Annotated in this window: 17 protein-coding genes; 9 read left to right on the top strand and 8 right to left on the bottom strand. The window is 63.9% G+C overall.

Annotated elements, in window-relative coordinates:
- The first annotated feature begins 10 nt into the window (after positions 1 to 10).
- Positions 11 to 730 (top strand): RNA methyltransferase, encoded by a 720-nt coding sequence (locus FDY95_RS14220; protein WP_317129491.1) that lies wholly within the window; start codon positions 11 to 13, stop codon positions 728 to 730.
- 128 nt (positions 731 to 858) lie between these two features.
- Here the strand turns inward: FDY95_RS14220 and FDY95_RS14215 are convergent, their stop codons facing one another.
- From FDY95_RS14215 to FDY95_RS14205, 3 genes are all read right to left on the bottom strand, one after another.
- Positions 859 to 2,001, bottom strand: coding sequence for an outer membrane beta-barrel protein (locus tag FDY95_RS14215; RefSeq protein ID WP_138078603.1), 1,143 nt, complete (start codon positions 1,999 to 2,001; stop codon positions 859 to 861).
- A gap of 63 nt (positions 2,002 to 2,064) precedes the next feature.
- Positions 2,065 to 3,000, bottom strand: a complete 936-nt coding sequence (locus FDY95_RS14210; protein ID WP_138078601.1) for a FecR family protein — start codon at positions 2,998 to 3,000, stop codon at positions 2,065 to 2,067.
- Complete coding sequence (locus FDY95_RS14205) at positions 2,981 to 3,559, bottom strand: RNA polymerase sigma factor (RefSeq protein ID WP_111476861.1); 579 nt, start codon at positions 3,557 to 3,559, stop codon at positions 2,981 to 2,983. The genes FDY95_RS14210 and FDY95_RS14205 overlap by 20 nt, the downstream gene beginning before the upstream one ends.
- Positions 3,560 to 3,820: 261 nt before the next feature.
- On the opposite strand from FDY95_RS14205, the gene FDY95_RS14200 reads away from it, so the two are divergent.
- Complete coding sequence (locus FDY95_RS14200) at positions 3,821 to 4,606, top strand: glucose 1-dehydrogenase (RefSeq protein ID WP_246074037.1); 786 nt, start codon at positions 3,821 to 3,823, stop codon at positions 4,604 to 4,606.
- A 261-nt stretch (positions 4,607 to 4,867) separates the two neighbouring features.
- Here the strand turns inward: FDY95_RS14200 and FDY95_RS14195 are convergent, their stop codons facing one another.
- From FDY95_RS14195 to FDY95_RS14175, 5 genes are all read right to left on the bottom strand, one after another.
- Complete coding sequence (locus FDY95_RS14195) at positions 4,868 to 5,230, bottom strand: CoA-binding protein (protein ID WP_138078597.1); 363 nt, start codon at positions 5,228 to 5,230, stop codon at positions 4,868 to 4,870.
- A 147-nt stretch (positions 5,231 to 5,377) separates the two neighbouring features.
- A complete protein-coding gene (locus tag FDY95_RS14190) occupies positions 5,378 to 6,949 on the bottom strand; it encodes an NAD(P)/FAD-dependent oxidoreductase (RefSeq protein ID WP_138078595.1) in 1,572 nt (523 codons plus the stop codon).
- 119 nt (positions 6,950 to 7,068) lie between these two features.
- Positions 7,069 to 7,542 (bottom strand): hypothetical protein, encoded by a 474-nt coding sequence (locus FDY95_RS14185; RefSeq protein WP_138078593.1) that lies wholly within the window; start codon positions 7,540 to 7,542, stop codon positions 7,069 to 7,071.
- A gap of 92 nt (positions 7,543 to 7,634) precedes the next feature.
- On the bottom strand, positions 7,635 to 8,126 hold the full coding sequence (locus FDY95_RS14180) for a hypothetical protein (RefSeq protein WP_138078591.1): 492 nt from the start codon (positions 8,124 to 8,126) through the stop codon (positions 7,635 to 7,637).
- 93 nt (positions 8,127 to 8,219) lie between these two features.
- Positions 8,220 to 9,209, bottom strand: a complete 990-nt coding sequence (locus FDY95_RS14175; protein ID WP_138078590.1) for a tryptophan 2,3-dioxygenase family protein — start codon at positions 9,207 to 9,209, stop codon at positions 8,220 to 8,222.
- Positions 9,210 to 9,481: 272 nt separating this feature from the next.
- On the opposite strand from FDY95_RS14175, the gene sdaAB reads away from it, so the two are divergent.
- From sdaAB to FDY95_RS14140, 7 genes are all read left to right on the top strand, one after another.
- The gene (gene sdaAB / locus FDY95_RS14170) at positions 9,482 to 10,162 is read left to right on the top strand and encodes an L-serine ammonia-lyase, iron-sulfur-dependent subunit beta (RefSeq protein WP_138078588.1); all 681 of its coding nucleotides are present in this window, start codon (positions 9,482 to 9,484) and stop codon (positions 10,160 to 10,162) included.
- Positions 10,163 to 10,279: 117 nt separating this feature from the next.
- On the top strand, positions 10,280 to 11,821 hold the full coding sequence (locus FDY95_RS14165) for a TolC family protein (RefSeq protein ID WP_138078586.1): 1,542 nt from the start codon (positions 10,280 to 10,282) through the stop codon (positions 11,819 to 11,821).
- Between the two features lie 122 nt (positions 11,822 to 11,943).
- Entirely contained in the window at positions 11,944 to 13,353 is a 1,410-nt protein-coding gene (locus FDY95_RS14160; protein ID WP_138078584.1) for an efflux RND transporter periplasmic adaptor subunit, read from the top strand.
- A gap of 201 nt (positions 13,354 to 13,554) precedes the next feature.
- The gene (locus tag FDY95_RS14155; RefSeq protein ID WP_246074036.1) at positions 13,555 to 14,544 is read left to right on the top strand and encodes an NAD(P)H-dependent glycerol-3-phosphate dehydrogenase; all 990 of its coding nucleotides are present in this window, start codon (positions 13,555 to 13,557) and stop codon (positions 14,542 to 14,544) included.
- Positions 14,545 to 14,557: 13 nt separating this feature from the next.
- Positions 14,558 to 14,869 (top strand): hypothetical protein, encoded by a 312-nt coding sequence (locus FDY95_RS14150; protein ID WP_138078582.1) that lies wholly within the window; start codon positions 14,558 to 14,560, stop codon positions 14,867 to 14,869.
- 87 nt (positions 14,870 to 14,956) lie between these two features.
- On the top strand, positions 14,957 to 15,364 hold the full coding sequence (locus FDY95_RS14145) for a DUF4259 domain-containing protein (protein WP_138078580.1): 408 nt from the start codon (positions 14,957 to 14,959) through the stop codon (positions 15,362 to 15,364).
- 2 nt (positions 15,365 to 15,366) lie between these two features.
- Positions 15,367 to 15,795, top strand: a complete 429-nt coding sequence (locus FDY95_RS14140) for an EamA family transporter (protein WP_138078578.1) — start codon at positions 15,367 to 15,369, stop codon at positions 15,793 to 15,795.
- Positions 15,796 to 16,315: the final 520 nt, after the last annotated feature.

Below are 16,315 nucleotides of genomic sequence, written 5' to 3'. Positions count from 1 at the left end.
TGCTAAATACGTGCAGCAATTGCACCAGAAAAAATACCGCCAGCGCCTCGGCACCTTCCTGGTGGAAGGCGCCAAAAGCCTGCGCGAGCTGCTAAGTTCCGAACTGCAGCCCGAACGGCTGCTGCTCACGGCCGAATTTGCCGCCGACCCCGGCCTGCGCCTGCCCCCGGGCGTGCCCGTCGACGTGGTTTCGGCCGAAGAACTCACGCGCCTGGGCACGCTGCAAACCAACGACGCGGGCCTCGCCGTAGTGCGTACCCCCGCCGAGCTGCCGCTGCGCCCGCAGCCCGGCCAGCTGCTGCTGGCCCTCGACCAGGTGCGCGACCCCGGCAACGTGGGCACGCTCATTCGCTTGGCCGATTGGTACGGCTTGCAGGGCGTGGTGTTGTCTGATACCTGCGCCGACGCCTGGAACCCCAAAACCGTTTCGGCCACCATGGGCTCGTTCACCCGCGTGCCCGTGTGGCAGCGCGACCTGCCCGCCTGGCTGCAGGAGCTGCCCCAGGAGCTGCCCGTCTACGGCGCCGACCTGCACGGCGACAACGTGCACCGCCTGCAGCTGCGCCCCTCCGGCGTGCTGGTGATGGGCAGCGAGTCGCACGGCCTCACCCCGCCGGTGGAGGCCTGCCTCACCCAGCGCCTGCACATTCCCGGCCGCGGCCAGGCCGAAAGCCTGAACGTGGCCATTTCGGCGGCGATATTGCTGGATAACTTCTTCAGAAATGGCTAAATGACTGGTCGTTCAGGGTTCATCAGAACAGTCAGCCATTTAACCGTTTGAGCATTTAAAAATGGCTGGCCGCTCTGTGAATCCAGAACGACCAGCCATTTAACAATTCAGCAATCCGACAATCCAGCCTAGATGTCGCTGAAGGTGATGCCGAAGCTCACGTTCTGGGCTTTGGGGCCGCGGTCGGCCTTGAACACGTCGTTCAGGTTGTACTTCACGAAGAGGTCGAAGCCCTTCACGCCGAGGCTGCCGGAGAGGCCGTACTGGAAGTCTTCCAGGTTGTAGCTGCCGCGGTCCTTGTCCTTGTGGGTGCGGCCCTCCTGCTCGTACTTCAGCTTGGTATGCGCCCCGATGCGGTAGCCGGCAAAGCCGCCCGCCCCGATGCGGAACACCTCGTCGTTGTCCTTGTCGCGGAACTTGAGGGTGAAGCCCACCGGCAGGTTCAGCGTGGTCACGGCCAGCTTGCTCTTCTCCAGGTTGCGCACGTCGTCCTTCACGATGTCGGTGCGGCCCGCCGCGTCGTTGGCGGCGAAGTAGCGGCTGCCTTCCAGCATGTAGTTGTTGAAAGCCACTTCCGGGCCGAGGTGGAAGTACAGCGGGCTGTTGCGGCCGGTGCGGGCCCAGAACTTCCAGTTCAGCGCCACGTAGCGGGAGCCCCAGGTGCGCAGGTCGTAGGGCTGCGCTACGCCGGCGGGGGCGTAGGTTTTCTTGTTGACCAGCGCGTTCAGGCCCAGGTCCACGCCGAAGTCGGTGCCGGTGAGCTTGTTACGCTTGGACTCGCGCTTGGCGTGCTTCACCGAGTCGGACTTGGCGTCGCTGTTGATGGTCACCTTCACGTTGTCGCCATTGGCGTCTTCGCTGTTTTCCACCGTCACGCCCAGCTTCTTGTTCATGAATACCTCCACGCGGTCGGCGTTGGGCTTGGAGCCGCGCACCGTCACGCGCACCTGCTCGGGGGCAGCGGTGCTGCCGGGCTTGTCCTTGGCGGGGTAGAATTCCATGGTCACCTGCCCGTTGCTGCCCTTGCGCCCGGCCGCTTCGGCCTGGGTGATGTAGGCGTCGAGCAGGGTCATCAGCGAGTCGAGCTTGTAGTTTTTCATCTCGCGCAGCTGCTGCTTGTTGCGGGCCACGATGGTCATCGACACCTGGTTGGGCAGTTTCACCATGATGGTGTCGTCGTTGCCGGGCACGCGGGCCAGGCTGCCGGCCGAGGCGAAGGAGCTGGAAAGCAGCAGGCCGGAAAGTGCAGCGAAGAAGGAAGCAGGTTTCATAGTAAGAGGAAGCAGAAAGTCAGGGGAGAGGGAAGGGGCGGGGCGCCGGGGCGGCGCGGGCAATTAGAGGGAAATCGTCTTGGTGAGGGTGTGGCCGGCCACGCGGGCCTGCAGGGTAAGAGCGGGGTTGGCGGGCAGGCCGACTTCGGCCAGGTTGGGCTTTTCGCCCTGGGCCACGCGCCGCATCTGGCGCAGCACGCCCCGCACGCTGGGCCGCGTCCGGCCCGGGGCTTCGTCGGCGGCCGCCGGGGCCATAGCCACGGCTTGTTCCGGGTGCTGGCGCACTTCCACTTCAATGGCGCCGGCCGGCAGGCCCGGGGCCCCGGCTGGGGCGGCCGGCGTCAGCGAAGCGGTGGTTTGCGCGGGGGCCGGCTGCGGCGCCGGTTGCGCGGCTACGGCCTGGCGTACATCAGCTACTGAAGGCTCGTCGGCGGGCTGGAAAACCGGTTTTTCCGGCCGGTCCGAGGTCCGGGGCGCTGCAGCGCGCTCGGTGCGGGCCAGTAGTTGCTGCTGTTGATGGGTAGATGCGGAGCGGTTGGTGACCGTTGCCTGGGAAGCGGCCGAATTCGCAGAATTTTTCGCGGCTTCCTCGCTCGTCGGGGCCGCGTTAGTGCGGGCGGCAATGGTGGCCGGGTCGAGGGGCATGCGCACCGTGCTGTCGACGCCAAAATCAGCGTCAGCGGGCGTGCTCGGGGCCGTCGGGGCAGTGGTGGCGGGGGCTTCGGCGGGGCGCGGCTGGCCGGGGCCGCCGGTGGTGCCCGAAGCCAGCGGGCCGGCGTTGCCGGGGCCCAGCGGCTGATGCTGCCACACCAGCCAGCCGCCGCCGGCTACCAGCAGCAGGGTGATGGCCGCGGCTATGGCCATCCAGAAGCCGCCGCGGCGTTTTTTCTCTTCGGGCTCCAACTGCTCCTGCAGGTCGTACCACAAGGAGGGCGGGGGCGGGGTGGCGTGCTGCTCGAGCTTGGCGCGAAACAGCTTATCAATATCTTCCGGTTGCATGGTGCGTCGAGGTTGAGGTGGATGGAATAGCCGAAGCCGAGGCGGCTTCGAGGCGGCGCTGCAGCATGGCGCGGGCCTTGCTGAGCTGGGACTTGCTGGTGCCCTCCGAAATGCCCAGCATCTCGCCAATTTCGGGGTGGGTGTAGCCTTCGATGGCGTACAGGTTGAACACCGTGCGGTAGCCGGCCGGCAGCTCGCTCAGCAGCTGCATCAGGTCGGCCGCCGCCATGTCGCTTTCGGCCGTGGCCTGGGTCGAGGGCACGTCGGTCACCATGTCGTCGATGGCCAGGTGCAGCGGCTCCTTTTTGCGCAGCTGCCCGAGGGCTTCGTTGACCATGATGCGCCGGATCCAGCCCTCGAACGAGCCTTCGTGACGGTACTGCTCCAGGGCCCGGAACACCTTCACGAAACCCGTGAGCATGGCCTCCTCGGCGTCGGCGCGCTGGCGCAGGTAGCGCAGGCACACCGTCAGCATCAGCCCGGCGAAGCGCTCATAGAGCTGCTTCTGCGCCCGGACGCTACCTTGCCGGCAGGCACTGATGAGTTCGACTTCGTTCACGGCTCAGAAAGTAGGAGTAGGGCAGGAGCGGGGTGTTTGAAGCGCTAGATGGAGAAGCCCGGAGCAGGGTTGCCCGCCGGGTGGAAAATTTTTCGCAAGGTGCAACTTCGGCGCTGCTCAGACGGCCCTCCGCGCCTAGTAGGCTGGTTTCGGGTCGATGAAGGCGCATGTCCGTACAAGGTACAATGCTGGTTTTCCGAACAAATGCCGCTGCCAGCGGTATTATATGTACCAACATTGATTTAGAATACCATGAGCAACATGCAAGGAAAAGTCGTGCTGATAACGGGCGCGGCCATGGGCCTCGGCCTGGCCGCCGCCCAGGAATTGGCCCGTCAGGGCGCCCGCCTGGCCCTGGTCGACTACAACGAGCAGAGCCTGCAGGAGGCGCAGCAGGCCATCGGGCAGGCGTTTGCCGAAGCCGAGGTGCTGACCATCGTCGCCGACGTATCCGACGAAGCCGCCGTGCGCAACTACGTCGACAAAACGGTGGAGCGGTTCGGCCGCATCGACGGGTTTTACAACAACGCCGGCATCGAGGGCAAGCAGGCCAGCATCACCGAGTACGACCTTGCGGTGTTCAAAAAGGTTATCGACATCAACCTGATGGGCGTGTACTACGGCCTGCGCTACGTGCTGCCCGTGATGCAAAAGCAGCAGTACGGCCGCATCGTCAACGTGGCCTCGGTGGGCGGCATCCGCGGGGTGCTCAACCAGATGCCCTACGTGGCCAGCAAGCACGCCGTGTCGGGCATGACCAAGAACGCGGCCCTGGAATACGGCCGCTACGGCATCACCACCAACGCCATTGCCCCGGGCGCCATCCTCACGCCCATGGTGGCCGAGGCCTTCAAGCAGGTGAACCCCGCCGACCCCAAGCAGGCCGAAGCCCAGTACGCCAGCCACAACCCCACGCGCCGCCTCGGCCAGCCCGAAGAGGTAGCCAAGCTGGTGGCCTTCCTGCTCAGCGACGACGCCTCCTACGTCAGCGGCCAGACCATTGCCATCGACGGCGGCGAATCCAACATGTACGGCAACGCCGAGTAAGGCCGCGCCGACACGAAAAAAGCCTCCGTGCGCTTGGCACGGAGGCTTTTTTGTAGCTGACGGGATGATCTGTTTGGGGCCTATTTCGGGGCAAGAAAGGCCGTCATGCTGAGCCTGTCGAAGCATCTCTACCGCTTCGTTGTATCGTTCGGTAGAGATGCTTCGACAGGCTCAGCATGACGTTCTGGGGAGGCGAACAGGCTTTGGGCATGTCATGTCGAGCTTGTCGTAACATGACGGGCTACTTATAAGCAGGCTACCTTAATAATTGCCCACCGACAGCATCACCAGCGTGCAGGCTTCAATGGTCTGAATGCCCTGCTCGCGGGCCCGGCGCTCCAGCTCGTAGTTCTCGGTGCCGGGGTTGAAGATGATGCGCTTGGGCTTCAGATCCAGGATGTAGTCGTACCAAGCGGGCTGGTTTTGCGGGCCCACGTACAGCGTGACGGTATCCACGCTGTTCACGTCGGGCTTGTCGACGTGGATATCGAGGCCGGCCACCTGACCCTTGCGGATGCCCACTGGCACCACTTCGTGCCCGTAGCTTTTCAGTCGGTTGACGGCCTGAAACGAGTAGCGGGCGGGATTATCGGAAGCGCCGATGACGACGGTTTTCTTGTTCATAGTGCTGAGTGCCTGGTGCCTGGGTTAACCCAAGCAGAATGGGTGGATGAGTAAAGGAAATACGCGCAACTGCCAAGATAGGTGCAACGCCACAAGCAGCCCGCAGATCAGCCTAAGCACTAAGCACTAAGCACTAAGCACTAAGCACTAAGCACTAAACAGCGCCAGCGCCGCCTCGGCGCACCGCTCGCCGTCCATGGCCGCCGACACGATGCCGCCCGCGAAGCCCGCACCCTCGCCGCACGGAAACAGCCCGCGCACCTCCGGGTGCTCCAGCGTGGCCGCGTCGCGCGGGATGCGTACCGGGGCGGAAGTGCGGCTTTCCACCCCCACAATCTGCGCGTTGTTGGTGGTGAAGCCCGGAATCTTGCGCCCGAAAGCCCGGAAGCCCTGCCGCAGCCGGTCGGCCAGGCCGGCTCCCAGCACCTCGTCCATGGCCACCGACACCAGGCCGGGCTGGTAGGAGGTTTCGAGCAGGCTGCGCGAAGTCTTATTCTGCACGAAGTCGCCCAGCAGCTGGGCCGGGGCCAGCTGGGTGCCGCCCGCCAGCTGGCAGGCCCGCTGCTCGATTTCCTGCTGCAGGCGCAGGCCGGCCAGCACGCCGTCGCGCTTCAGGTTCATGTCGGCCGGCTCGATGGCCACCACGATGCCCGAATTGGCAAAGCGCGAGTCGCGGCGCGAAGGGCTCATGCCGTTGACCACCACTTCGCCCGGCGCCGTGGCCGCCGGCACGATGAAGCCGCCCGGGCACATGCAGAACGAAAACACCCCACGCTGCCCCCCGGGCCCGTCCGACTGCTGCACCAGCGCGTACGAAGCGGCCGGCAGCTGCCCGCGGTCGGCGCGGTGGTACTGGGCCTGATCGATCAGGCTTTGCTGGTGCTCCACGCGCACGCCCAGGGCAAAGGGCTTGGCCTCAATGCGCACCCGGCGGCGCAGCAGCAGCTCGTACATATCCCGCGCCGAGTGCCCGGTGGCCAGAATCACCGCGTCGCCGAGGATTTCCTGGCCCTGCCCGGTCACCACGCCGCGGATGCGGCCGTCGGCGAGAATCAAATCGTCTACCCGCGTGTCGAACAACACCTCGCCGCCGTGGTCGAGGATGCTCTGGCGCAGGGCCTGCACCACGTAGGGCAGCTTGTTGGTGCCGATGTGCGGGTGCGCGTCGACCAGGATTTCCGGGGTGGCGCCGTGCTGCACCAGCAGGCGCAGCACCCGCTGCACGTCGCCGCGCTTCTTGGAGCGGGTGTAGAGCTTGCCGTCGGAGTAAGTGCCCGCGCCGCCCTCGCCGAAGCAGTAGTTGGAATCGGGGTTGACGACGTGCTCCTTGTTAAGCGCCGCCAGGTCGCGGCGGCGGGTGCGCACGTCCTTGCCGCGCTCCAGCACCACGGGCTTCATGCCCAGCTCGATGCAGCGCAGGGCCGCAAACAAGCCGGCCGGCCCGGCCCCGACGATAACGACACGTTTAGCGGCCTGACTCACGTCCTGGTACTGCACCCAGGGCCCAAACAGCTCCCGGGGCGGGGGTGTCTGGTACACGTCGGCGCGCAGGCGCACGCCCACGTTGCGCCCGCGCGCGTCGATGCTGCGGCGCAGCAGGTGGACAAAATCAGCTTCGCCAGGTTTCAGGCCGGCGGCATCCAATAGGGCCCGGTAGCGGGCCAGCTCGTCGTACGCCTCGGCGGGCGAGAGGACGATTTCAACTTCGCGTTTTTGCATCTAGGTAAGGCGGCGGGGAGCTGGGCCCGCAAGCCGGTAGGGTAATGGGTCAGACGGCAAAGATACGGCGAATGGTTCCGGAGGCAGGAGGTGCCGCGGCCATCCGACCTTTAGCCTCATCAGAATTCGTAAATTTTCATGATGCCAGGGGTATTTATGTCGTAGGTAAAAACCACGTCAAAAGAATCATCAGGAACCCGTGAAGCCCAAATTGCTTTGGCTATTCCGCAGATGGACAAATCCTCAAGCACCCGTTCTACAAATTGATGGTCCCGGAACTGTATGGTGGTCCAGGACATAGCATCATTAAAGCCCAGGTATTTCACTTTCCCGGTCTCAGATGTTTCATAGCGCACGGATAGGGAATAACCTTCGTCACTGTCGTCCTCCCTCACCCCAAAAGTGCTAATGTCATAACGGGTGCTGTAATAATCAAAACTAACACTGCTAAGTACTTGCTTTTCAATATATACTTTATCGGCGCCCGTGTAGTTGGACAGAAATTCGGCAAAAGCCCCATTCACCATTCCAATCGTGCAGGCGCTGTCGTTCCGAAACTGAACGAAGACTTCGTAGGAATAAGCAATACCCATACTCTAAGCTGATTCGCTAAGCGGTCTAGGAAAAAAAGGAAGGTCTACGCAGATGAGCTTGCGTAGACCTTCAAAGATAAGTTTAGCAGCGTTTACACTGCTCCCGCGTTGCGCGAGGCCGTCTGCTTGCGGCTCTGGTAATACAGCGTGAGCCGCTCGTAGTACTTGTTGGCGCCCTGGTTCTGCACGTCGTAGCGCTGGGCGAGCTGGAAGTAGCGGTGCGCGGCGGCCGCTTCGCCCTGCTCGGTGAGGCAGGCGCTGAAGCCGTAATACACGTTGGCGTTGGTCGAATCGAGCAGCCAGGCCTGGTTGAAGCGCTTGATGCTGGTGGCCACGTCGCTGGCGTAGAAGTGGCTCCAGCCTTCCGACACCGAGCTTTCGGAGGCCGCGCGGCGGTCCTGCCGGTACTGCTTCAACGACTGGCTGATAAACTCCTGGTCGAGCTTGCGCAGGGCCTTGGATTTGCTGGCGCCGCCGTAGCGGGGCAGGGTGTTCAGCGGCGCCGGGCCGCTTTGGGTGCCGCCGGCCAGCGAAACAGTCAGCGTAAATGCGGCCAGGGGCAGGGCGATAAGCAAGCGTTTCATAGGCAGGCAGAACGGCGGGCGGCGGCTATCGGGTGCAATATAACGAAAGCGCCCGGGCAGTGGTATGCCCGGGCGCCTGCGTAGTGCAAAAAATTAGTGGGAGCTGGCAATGGCCGTTTCTTCCAGCACTTTATCCACCCAGCTCTTGCCCCAGTCCTCAAACTCCTGCCCGGTCCAGAGCTGGGGGTAGAAAATGCGCTTCTGAAACTTCGGGGGCAGGTACTTGCGCCAGTTGGTGCCGCCGGTGGCGGGCACCGCGTCGCCAGCCTGGCGCTCCAGGTAGCGCACCGCCGATTTGTAGTGCATCAGCGGCCAGTTGATGTTCACGTTCACGTCGAGCTGCTTGAGCTGGCGCAGCAGGCGCGGGTGGCGGCGGTCCTCCTCGGGCAGGCGCTGCACCACGGCCCACACGTTGCGGTGGCGGAAGCGGGCGGCGTGGTCGAGCAGGGTCTGGTGGTACTTGGCCTCGAACTGCTTCAGGGTCAGCGTCTTGGCGCCGTCGGTTTCCAGGGTGGCGCCGGCTTTCCAGTAGATGCAGCCCATCAGCTCCTCGTGGTTGTCCGATTCGCCGAGCAGGCGCTGCTGCTCCTTGTCGACGAGGTTATTCAGGTCAGTGGAGCTGATTTCGATCAGGCGATACTGCACCGACTGAAACCCGGAGGCCGGCATCAGCGCCATGCGAAACTGCAGAAACTGCTGCCGGTCCATGCCGTCGACCATCACGTCGAACGAGTCGATCAGGTTCTCGAAGTAGCGGTTGATGCGGCCCAGGCGCAGCACCAGTTCGCCCAGGGCGGGCTGCTGCAGGTTGCCGATCTGTTCGTATTCTTCCAGGCAGAGCTTGAAGTACAGCTCCGTAATCTGGTGGTACATGATGAAGATTCGCTCGTCGGGAATCTTGGTGAGGGGCCGTTGGAGCGAAAGCAGCGTGTCCAGCTCGATGTAGTCCCAGTAATTGACGTAATCAGCGTGGTAGAGGCCTTCGAGGTAACCAGCCAGGTCTTGACCATCAGCGGCATACTTCTCCTGTAAGCGCCGCAGTTGGGTGAGGACCGCGGGCGAAAACTCTTCCTGGTTTGGCATGGAGGGGGAGGGAGGAAGCAGGTAGGGGGTGGTGGGGGTGGGTGAGGGAAGTCACAAAGAACGAAAAAGAACAGAAAATGCCAGCTTGGAGCCGGGTTTTGTGCAGAGTATTGCCCGGAACCAGCAGGTTGGGCCGCGCGCCGATGCCGCAGCGGGCGCGGGTTTGGTATGGCGGATTGCCGGGAACCGGCGCGCGGCTGGCGGGTTGGTCGAATATGCCGTTGGTTTTGTGGGGCAGGGCAGTACCTTTAGCCCGCTTTCATGCAATTTTCATGGCTGAGAAAAGCTCCATTTTTGATATGATCGGGCCGGTGATGATCGGGCCCAGCTCCTCGCACACGGCCGGGGTGGTGCGCATTGCCCGCGCCGCCATTCGGGTGCTCGGCTCGCTGCCTACCCACGCCACCATTACCTTCTACAACTCCTTCGCCCGCACCTACGAGGGCCACGGCTCCGACCGCGCCATCGTGGCCGGGCTGCTGGACTACCCCACCGACGACAAGCGCATCCGCGAGGCCTTCGAGCACGCCCAGGCGGCCGGGCTACAGTACACGTTTCAGGGCGTGGGCAATGCGTCCACGATGCACCCGAACACCATCCGGCTGCAGCTGCGCGACGAGCAGGCCGGTACTTCGGTCGACGTGGTGGGCCAGAGCCGGGGCGGCGGGGTGATTCGCATCGTGGAGGTCGACGGGTTTCCCTGCGACTTTTCGGCCGCGCTGCACACGCTCATCATCGATGCCGACGACGTGAAAGGCTCCATTGCCTTCATTGCCGACATCATTGCCCACGACGACTGCAACATTGCCACCATGAACGTGTCGCGCAAGGGCAAAAACCAGGTGGCCCGGCAGTTCATCGAAATGGACTCGCCCCTGAACGACATTTCCCTGCAGTACCTGCGCCACCTGCGCTGGGTGCACCAGGTGCGCTACATTCCCAGCATCGATTAAGCTTGTGGCCGCGCCGCCACTTATATATCATTGTCCGGATATTGGGCGTTCGAGCCGGTTCCCGACTGTCCCGATACCATTGTTCGTCCTAGTTCGCTCCCCGAAACTGCCTGCCCGATGAAACAAACTGCTACGCTTCTGCCACGCGGCCTGCGCACCGGTGCGGTGCTGGTGGCCGCCACCCTGGCCCTGCCCGCCGCCGCTCAGGTGACGCCGCCCGTCGCGCCGCCGGCCGCCGCCGTGCCTCAGGCCGCTCCTTCCGGCCCGTTCACGCTGATGCAGGCCGTGGAATACGCCATCCAGAACAACCTGACGGTGCGCCAGTCGCAGCTGCAGGCCGAGCTGAGCGAGGCCACGCTGCGCCAGACCCGCCTGAGCCAGCTGCCCACGGCCAACGCCAACGCCTCGCAGACCTGGAACTACGGCACCAACGTGGACCCGCTCACCTACACCTTCCAGAGCCAGACCACGCGGGCCAATAACTTCTCGGCCACCGCGGGCCTGAACGTCTTCTCGGGCTTTCAGGTGCGCAACAACATCAAGCGCTACGCCCTCGATTACCAGGCCGCTTTGCTCGACATCGACCAGGCCCGCAACGACCTCTCGCTGAACGTGGCCTCGGCTTATCTGCAGTATCTGTTGGGCGAGGAGCTGCTGCGCGCCAGCCAGCTGCGCATCAACACCGACCAGTCCCAGATCGACCGCACGCAGAAGCTGCTGCGCGCCGGGGCCGTGGCCGAAAGCAACCTGCTCGACGCCCAGGCCCAGTTGGCTTCCGACGAAGTGAGCGTGGTGACGGCCCAGAACCAGCGCGACCTGGCCCGCCTGCAGGTGGCCCAGTTGCTCAACCTCGACCAGGCCCGTACCAACTCGCTGGCCCTGGTGGTGCCGCAGCTGCCCGACCCCGACGAGATGCCGGCCATGGACACTGACGCCGACGGCACTTACCAGATTGCCCAGACCACCCAGCCGCAGGTACGCGCCGCCGATTTGCGCGTGCAGAGCGCCCTGCGCGGGGTGGAAGTGGCCCGCGGGGCCTATTACCCGCGCCTTTCGTTCGGGGCCAGCATCTTTTCGGGCTACTCTTCGGCCCGCATTGCCCGCAAGCTGTCCGGCGACTCCACCATCGTCCCGTCGGGCTTCATCTACCAGCTGAACCCGGCTACCGGGCAGCCGGTGCTGGTGCCGGGCGTGTTTGCCGGCATCCGGCAGCCGCGTTTCCAGACCTTGCCCGAGGGCTTCGGCTCGCAGGTGAAAAACAACATCGGCAAGCAGCTGAGCTTCAACCTGACGATTCCCATTCTCAACGGCTGGCAGGCGCGCACCAACGTGCAGCGCTCCGTCATCGGCACCAAGCAGGCCGAACTGCGCGCCGAGCAGACGCGCCTGACCCTGCGCCAGACCATTCAGCAGGCCTACGCCGACGCCCTGGCTGCCCAGCGCCGCTACGCCTCGAACAAGCGCCAGGTGGAGGCGCTGACCACGGCCTACCGCAACGCGGAAATCCGCTTCAACAACGGCCTGCTCAACGGCACCGACTTCAACCAGGCCAAGAACAACCTGGCCGGCGCCGAGTCGTCGATGATTCAGGCCAAATACGAGTACATCTTCCGCCGCAAGGTGCTCGACTTCTACCAGGGCAAACCGCTCGACTTGTAATGAGCTGAGGTGTAGGAATGTGCTGAAGAGCTAATGCGTAACAGAACGACCATTAGCACCTCAGCACATTCCCACATCAGCTCATTAACAAACCCCCTTCTGCACATTCCAAACATTGATATATGCGAAACAACCGCTTGTTGTTCATCCTGCTCGGCCTGTTGGTGGTCGTGATTGGCGGAGGCATCGTGGCCAAGAAAAAGGGCTGGATTGGCAAGCCTGCCGGCACCGAGGTGCTGACGGCCAAAGCCGCCCCGGCCGACATCGTGGAGAAAGTCAGCGCCTCGGGCAAGGTGCAGCCCGAAACGGAAGTGAAGATTTCCTCCGACGTGTCGGGTGAAATCGTGGAGCTGTACGTGCACGAGGGCGACTCCGTGCGCAAAGGCCAGCTCCTGCTGCGCATTCGGCCCGATAACTACCAGGCCATGGTGAACCAGCAGTCGGCCATGGTGGGCACCCAGCAGGCCAACGTGGGCCAGTCGCAGGCCCGCATGCAGCAGCTGATGGCCAACGCCAAGCAGACCGAGCTGACCTACCGCCGCAACGCCTCGCTGTTCAAGCAGAAGGTGATTTCGCAGGCCGAGTACGAGCAGGCCAAAGCCGCCTACGACGCCTCGCAGGAGGAAATCAACTCGGCCCGCGCCAGCATCCGGGCGGCTCAAAGCTCGGTGCGCTCGGCCCAGGCCGGCCTCGACGAAGCCCGCAAGAACCTCAACAAAACCACCATCTACGCCCCGGTGAGCGGCACCGTCAGCAAGCTCAACGTGGAGAAGGGCGAGCGGGTGCTGGGCACCTCGCAGATGGCCGGCACCGAAATCATGCGCATTGCCAATCTGAACTCGATGGAGGTGCGCGTGAACGTGAACGAAAACGACGTGAGCAACGTGGACCTGGGCGACTCGGCCGACGTGGAAGTGGACGCCTACGCGGCCCGCAACCTCAAGTTTCGCGGCATCGTGACCAGCATTGCCAACACGGCCAAGGACGCGCTGACGGCCGAAGCCGTGACCGAGTTTGAGGTGCGCGTGCGCCTGCTGCCCGAGTCGTACCGGCAGCTGGTGCGTACCGTGGGCGGCCGCACCGTGGTGCCCTTCCGCCCCGGCATGACGGCCTCCGTCGACGTGATTACCGACCGCAAGAGCGGCGCCCTGGCCGTGCCCCTGGCCGCCGTGACAACCCGCTCGGACAGCGCCTTTGCCAAAAACGATAAGTCGGAAGGCAGCGGCATCAAGGTGGGCCGTGGCCGCGGGGGCAACAGCTCCGGCGACGAGGTCAAGCCCAAGGGCGACATCGAGGAAGTGGTGTTCGTGGTGCGCGGCGGCAAGGCGGTGCTCACGCCCGTCAAGACTGGCATCAGCGACTTCGACCACATCGAAATTCTCTCGGGCGTGCAGGCCGGCGACGAAGTGGTGAGCGGGCCGTTCCGGGCCGTATCGAAGACGCTGAAGGACGGCGCCGTGGTGCAGGTGAAGGACGCTAAGTCCCTGGACCGCGCCGCCTTGAAGGAAGGCGAAGGCGACGACAAAGAATAGACCGCGGCCGAACCGCCGCCGATGAGAGGCCGGCCCGAACGAACGTTCGGGCCGGCCTCTCGCTTTTTTTAGCTAAAATCGGCCATTCGTACGCTTGTAGCGCGAACCTTCAGTTCGCGTAACCCAGCACGATTTCGCCGGAAGGCTTTCGTGCTGGGTTACGCGAACTGAAGGTTCGCGCTACATTTCCCCGCATTCCCCTTGGAAAAAATTGCCATGATTGGCGGCGGCTCCTGGGCCACCGCACTAGCCAAAATCCTCTCCGAAAACGGCGCCCGCGTGGGCTGGTGGCTGCGCCACAAGGACGACGTGCAGCACCTGCGCACCACGCGCCACAACCCGCGCTACCTTTCCTCGGTGCAGTTCGACCTGACGCGCATCGCGCCTTCCATCGACGTGGAGGAAGTGGTGAAGGAGGCCGATTGGGTGGTGCTGGCCGTGCCCGCCGCCTTCGTGAAGGAAACCCTGGACAAGCTCGACCGCGACGCACTCAAGAACAAGCGCGTTATTTCGGCCATCAAGGGCATGATTCCGGGCCGCAACGAGCTGGTGACGGATTACGTGTCGGAGCGCTTCCGCATGAACCGCGAGAAAATGGGCTGCGTAGCCGGGCCCTGCCACGCCGAGGAAGTGGCCTTGGAAAAGCAGAGCTACCTGACCATCGGCTCGCCCGACCTGGCTTTGGCCGAGGACTTCGCCCAGCTGCTGCGCAACCGCTACGTGAAGGCCCACGCCGCCGCCGACCTCGACGGCATCGAGTACTGCGCCGTGATGAAAAACATCATTGCCCTGACCTGCGGCATCGCGCACGGCCTGGGCTACGGCGACAATTTTCAGGCCGTGATGGTGGCCAACGCCGTGCAGGAAATCCGCCGCTTCCTCTACGCCCTCAATCCCCAGCCCCGCGACCTGTCGGCCTCCGCCTACCTGGGCGACCTGCTGGTGACGGCCTACTCGCAGTTTTCGCGCAACCGCACCTTCGGCAACATGGTGGGCCGCGGCTACTCGGTGAAGTCGGCGCAGATGGAGATGAACATGGTGGCCGAGGGCTACTACGCCGTCAAAAGCATCTACGAGGTCAACAAGGACCTGCGGGTGAACATGCCGATTACCTCCGCCGCCTACCACATTCTGTATGAGAAGATTGCGCCGGCCGTGGAGATTGAGCTGCTGAAGGAGAAGTTTCGGTAGGCCAATGCGGGGCTTGGTCAACATCGGCAACGGCCTGCTGCTCGTGGTGGCCTGGCTGCTCCTGCTGCCGGTGCTGCACTTCAGTCTGGTTACAGGGCTGGCGCCGGCAATAGCCGGGGTGTTATTCTTAGGCGTCACGCTGGTCATGGTGGCTGTATTTCGTGCCTCCGTTGCTGGGCCGGCCGTGTGGCGTAAGATGCTCCCGGTTGGAGTAGCTGTTCTGTGCTTCATCGGCAGTTACCGAACTGTTGAGCGGGCCGTGCAGCAAAGGACGCAGCAGAACGGAACGCCTCGGCGTTACTACTCCAGCGAAAAGAATCCGTAGCTACCTCCAGCTTACTGCTAATGCGCCGCGCCGCTAGCAACCCGGCACGGCTTCTTTTCAATCAAATGACCGCTTTTCTCTTTCTCTATGGCCACCTGGGACTACCACAACTTCGACAACGACGCGGCGGCTGACTTCGCCGAGGATTTCCGCAAAAGCCCGAACGAGGCCGTGCTCTACGAGGCCCTGGCCACTGCCGCCGAGGAAGAAGGCACCCTCGAAACCGACGAAGCCAGCCAGGCCCTGGCCGCGGCCGAGCTGGTCGCAGCCATTATCGGCAAGCCCGCCGCCGACATGCCGGTGGGTTTGCTGCCCGCTACCACCCAGCTCGACGCCGACGGGCAGGAAGACCTGCAGGAGCTGGCCATTGAAGCCGTAGAAGCGGTGCTCAAGGGCTCGGAGCTGCAGCAGCGGTGGGCTGAATCGGCGGACTATGCCAATTGGCAGGCGCTGCAGCAGAACCTGCTGGAACGACTGAAGCTGGACGACGAATAACCATGCCCTGGCTCGTACTGGCCCTGCTCACGGCCCTGGCGCTGGCCTCGTACAACTTCTTCATCAAGCTCGCCGCCGACCACCTGCCGGCCGCCGTGGGCGCGGTGGTGCTGCAGCTGGTGGCCGCCGCGCTGGGGGCCGCGTGGCTGCTGCGCCTGAAGCTGCAGGGCCAGCCGCTGCCCGTCACGAGCAAGGGCCTATGGCTGGCGGCACTGGCCGGGCTGAGCGTGGGCCTGGGCGAAATCCTGACCTTCGTCGTGTTCAGCCGCGGCGTGCCCTCGTCGGTAGGCACGCCGGTAATCGTGGGTGGTTCGGTGCTGCTGACGGCCGTGCTCGGGCTGGTGGTGCTGCGCGAGGCGTTGACGTTGCCGCAGGCGCTGGGGCTGCTGCTCATCGTGGGCGGCATCGCGCTGCTGGCGCGCGGGCACTAGCCCGGATTCCAGGCGACGAAGGGCCTGGCGTATCGCTGCCCAGGGTGTTTTGCTTTTCACATGTTCATGTGATTGTGACATTAGCCAAAGATGTTGTTTATTGCATATGCACTTTGGCCCCAAGGCCGAACTGCTGTCCGCAAATGACATACCCGCATCCGCCGCGAGGCCCGAGGAATGGTTAACTCGCGGGTGGGCGCTGCTCCGGCTGGAGCGGCCCCGGAGTGGCAGCCGGCCCTCCGCTACACCCAACGCCGCCCGGCGGATGCAGGTGGAACAGGCGCCCCCCGGGGCGCCTGTTCGCTTTTTAGGCGGTTGCCTCTGGCCCGCTGGTAGGGCAGAAATAAGGCCGGCAAACGTTTGGGAGAAAAAAATATCGGAGCGCAAACGTTTGTATTTCTCCGCGCCCCAACGCTTTCGGCGGCGCCCCGTAACTTTGCCGAACTGCACTAATCCATTTCCCACCCCGAGAAGCAGGCGGCCCGTCGGCCGTGATGGTTGAACGCTTTTTGCCGGGACT

Origin of the sequence: Hymenobacter jeollabukensis (assembly GCF_005771675.1) — a bacterium.
Classification (GTDB): domain Bacteria; phylum Bacteroidota; class Bacteroidia; order Cytophagales; family Hymenobacteraceae; genus Solirubrum; species Solirubrum jeollabukense.
This window is presented reverse-complemented; position numbering and strand designations above follow the sequence as displayed.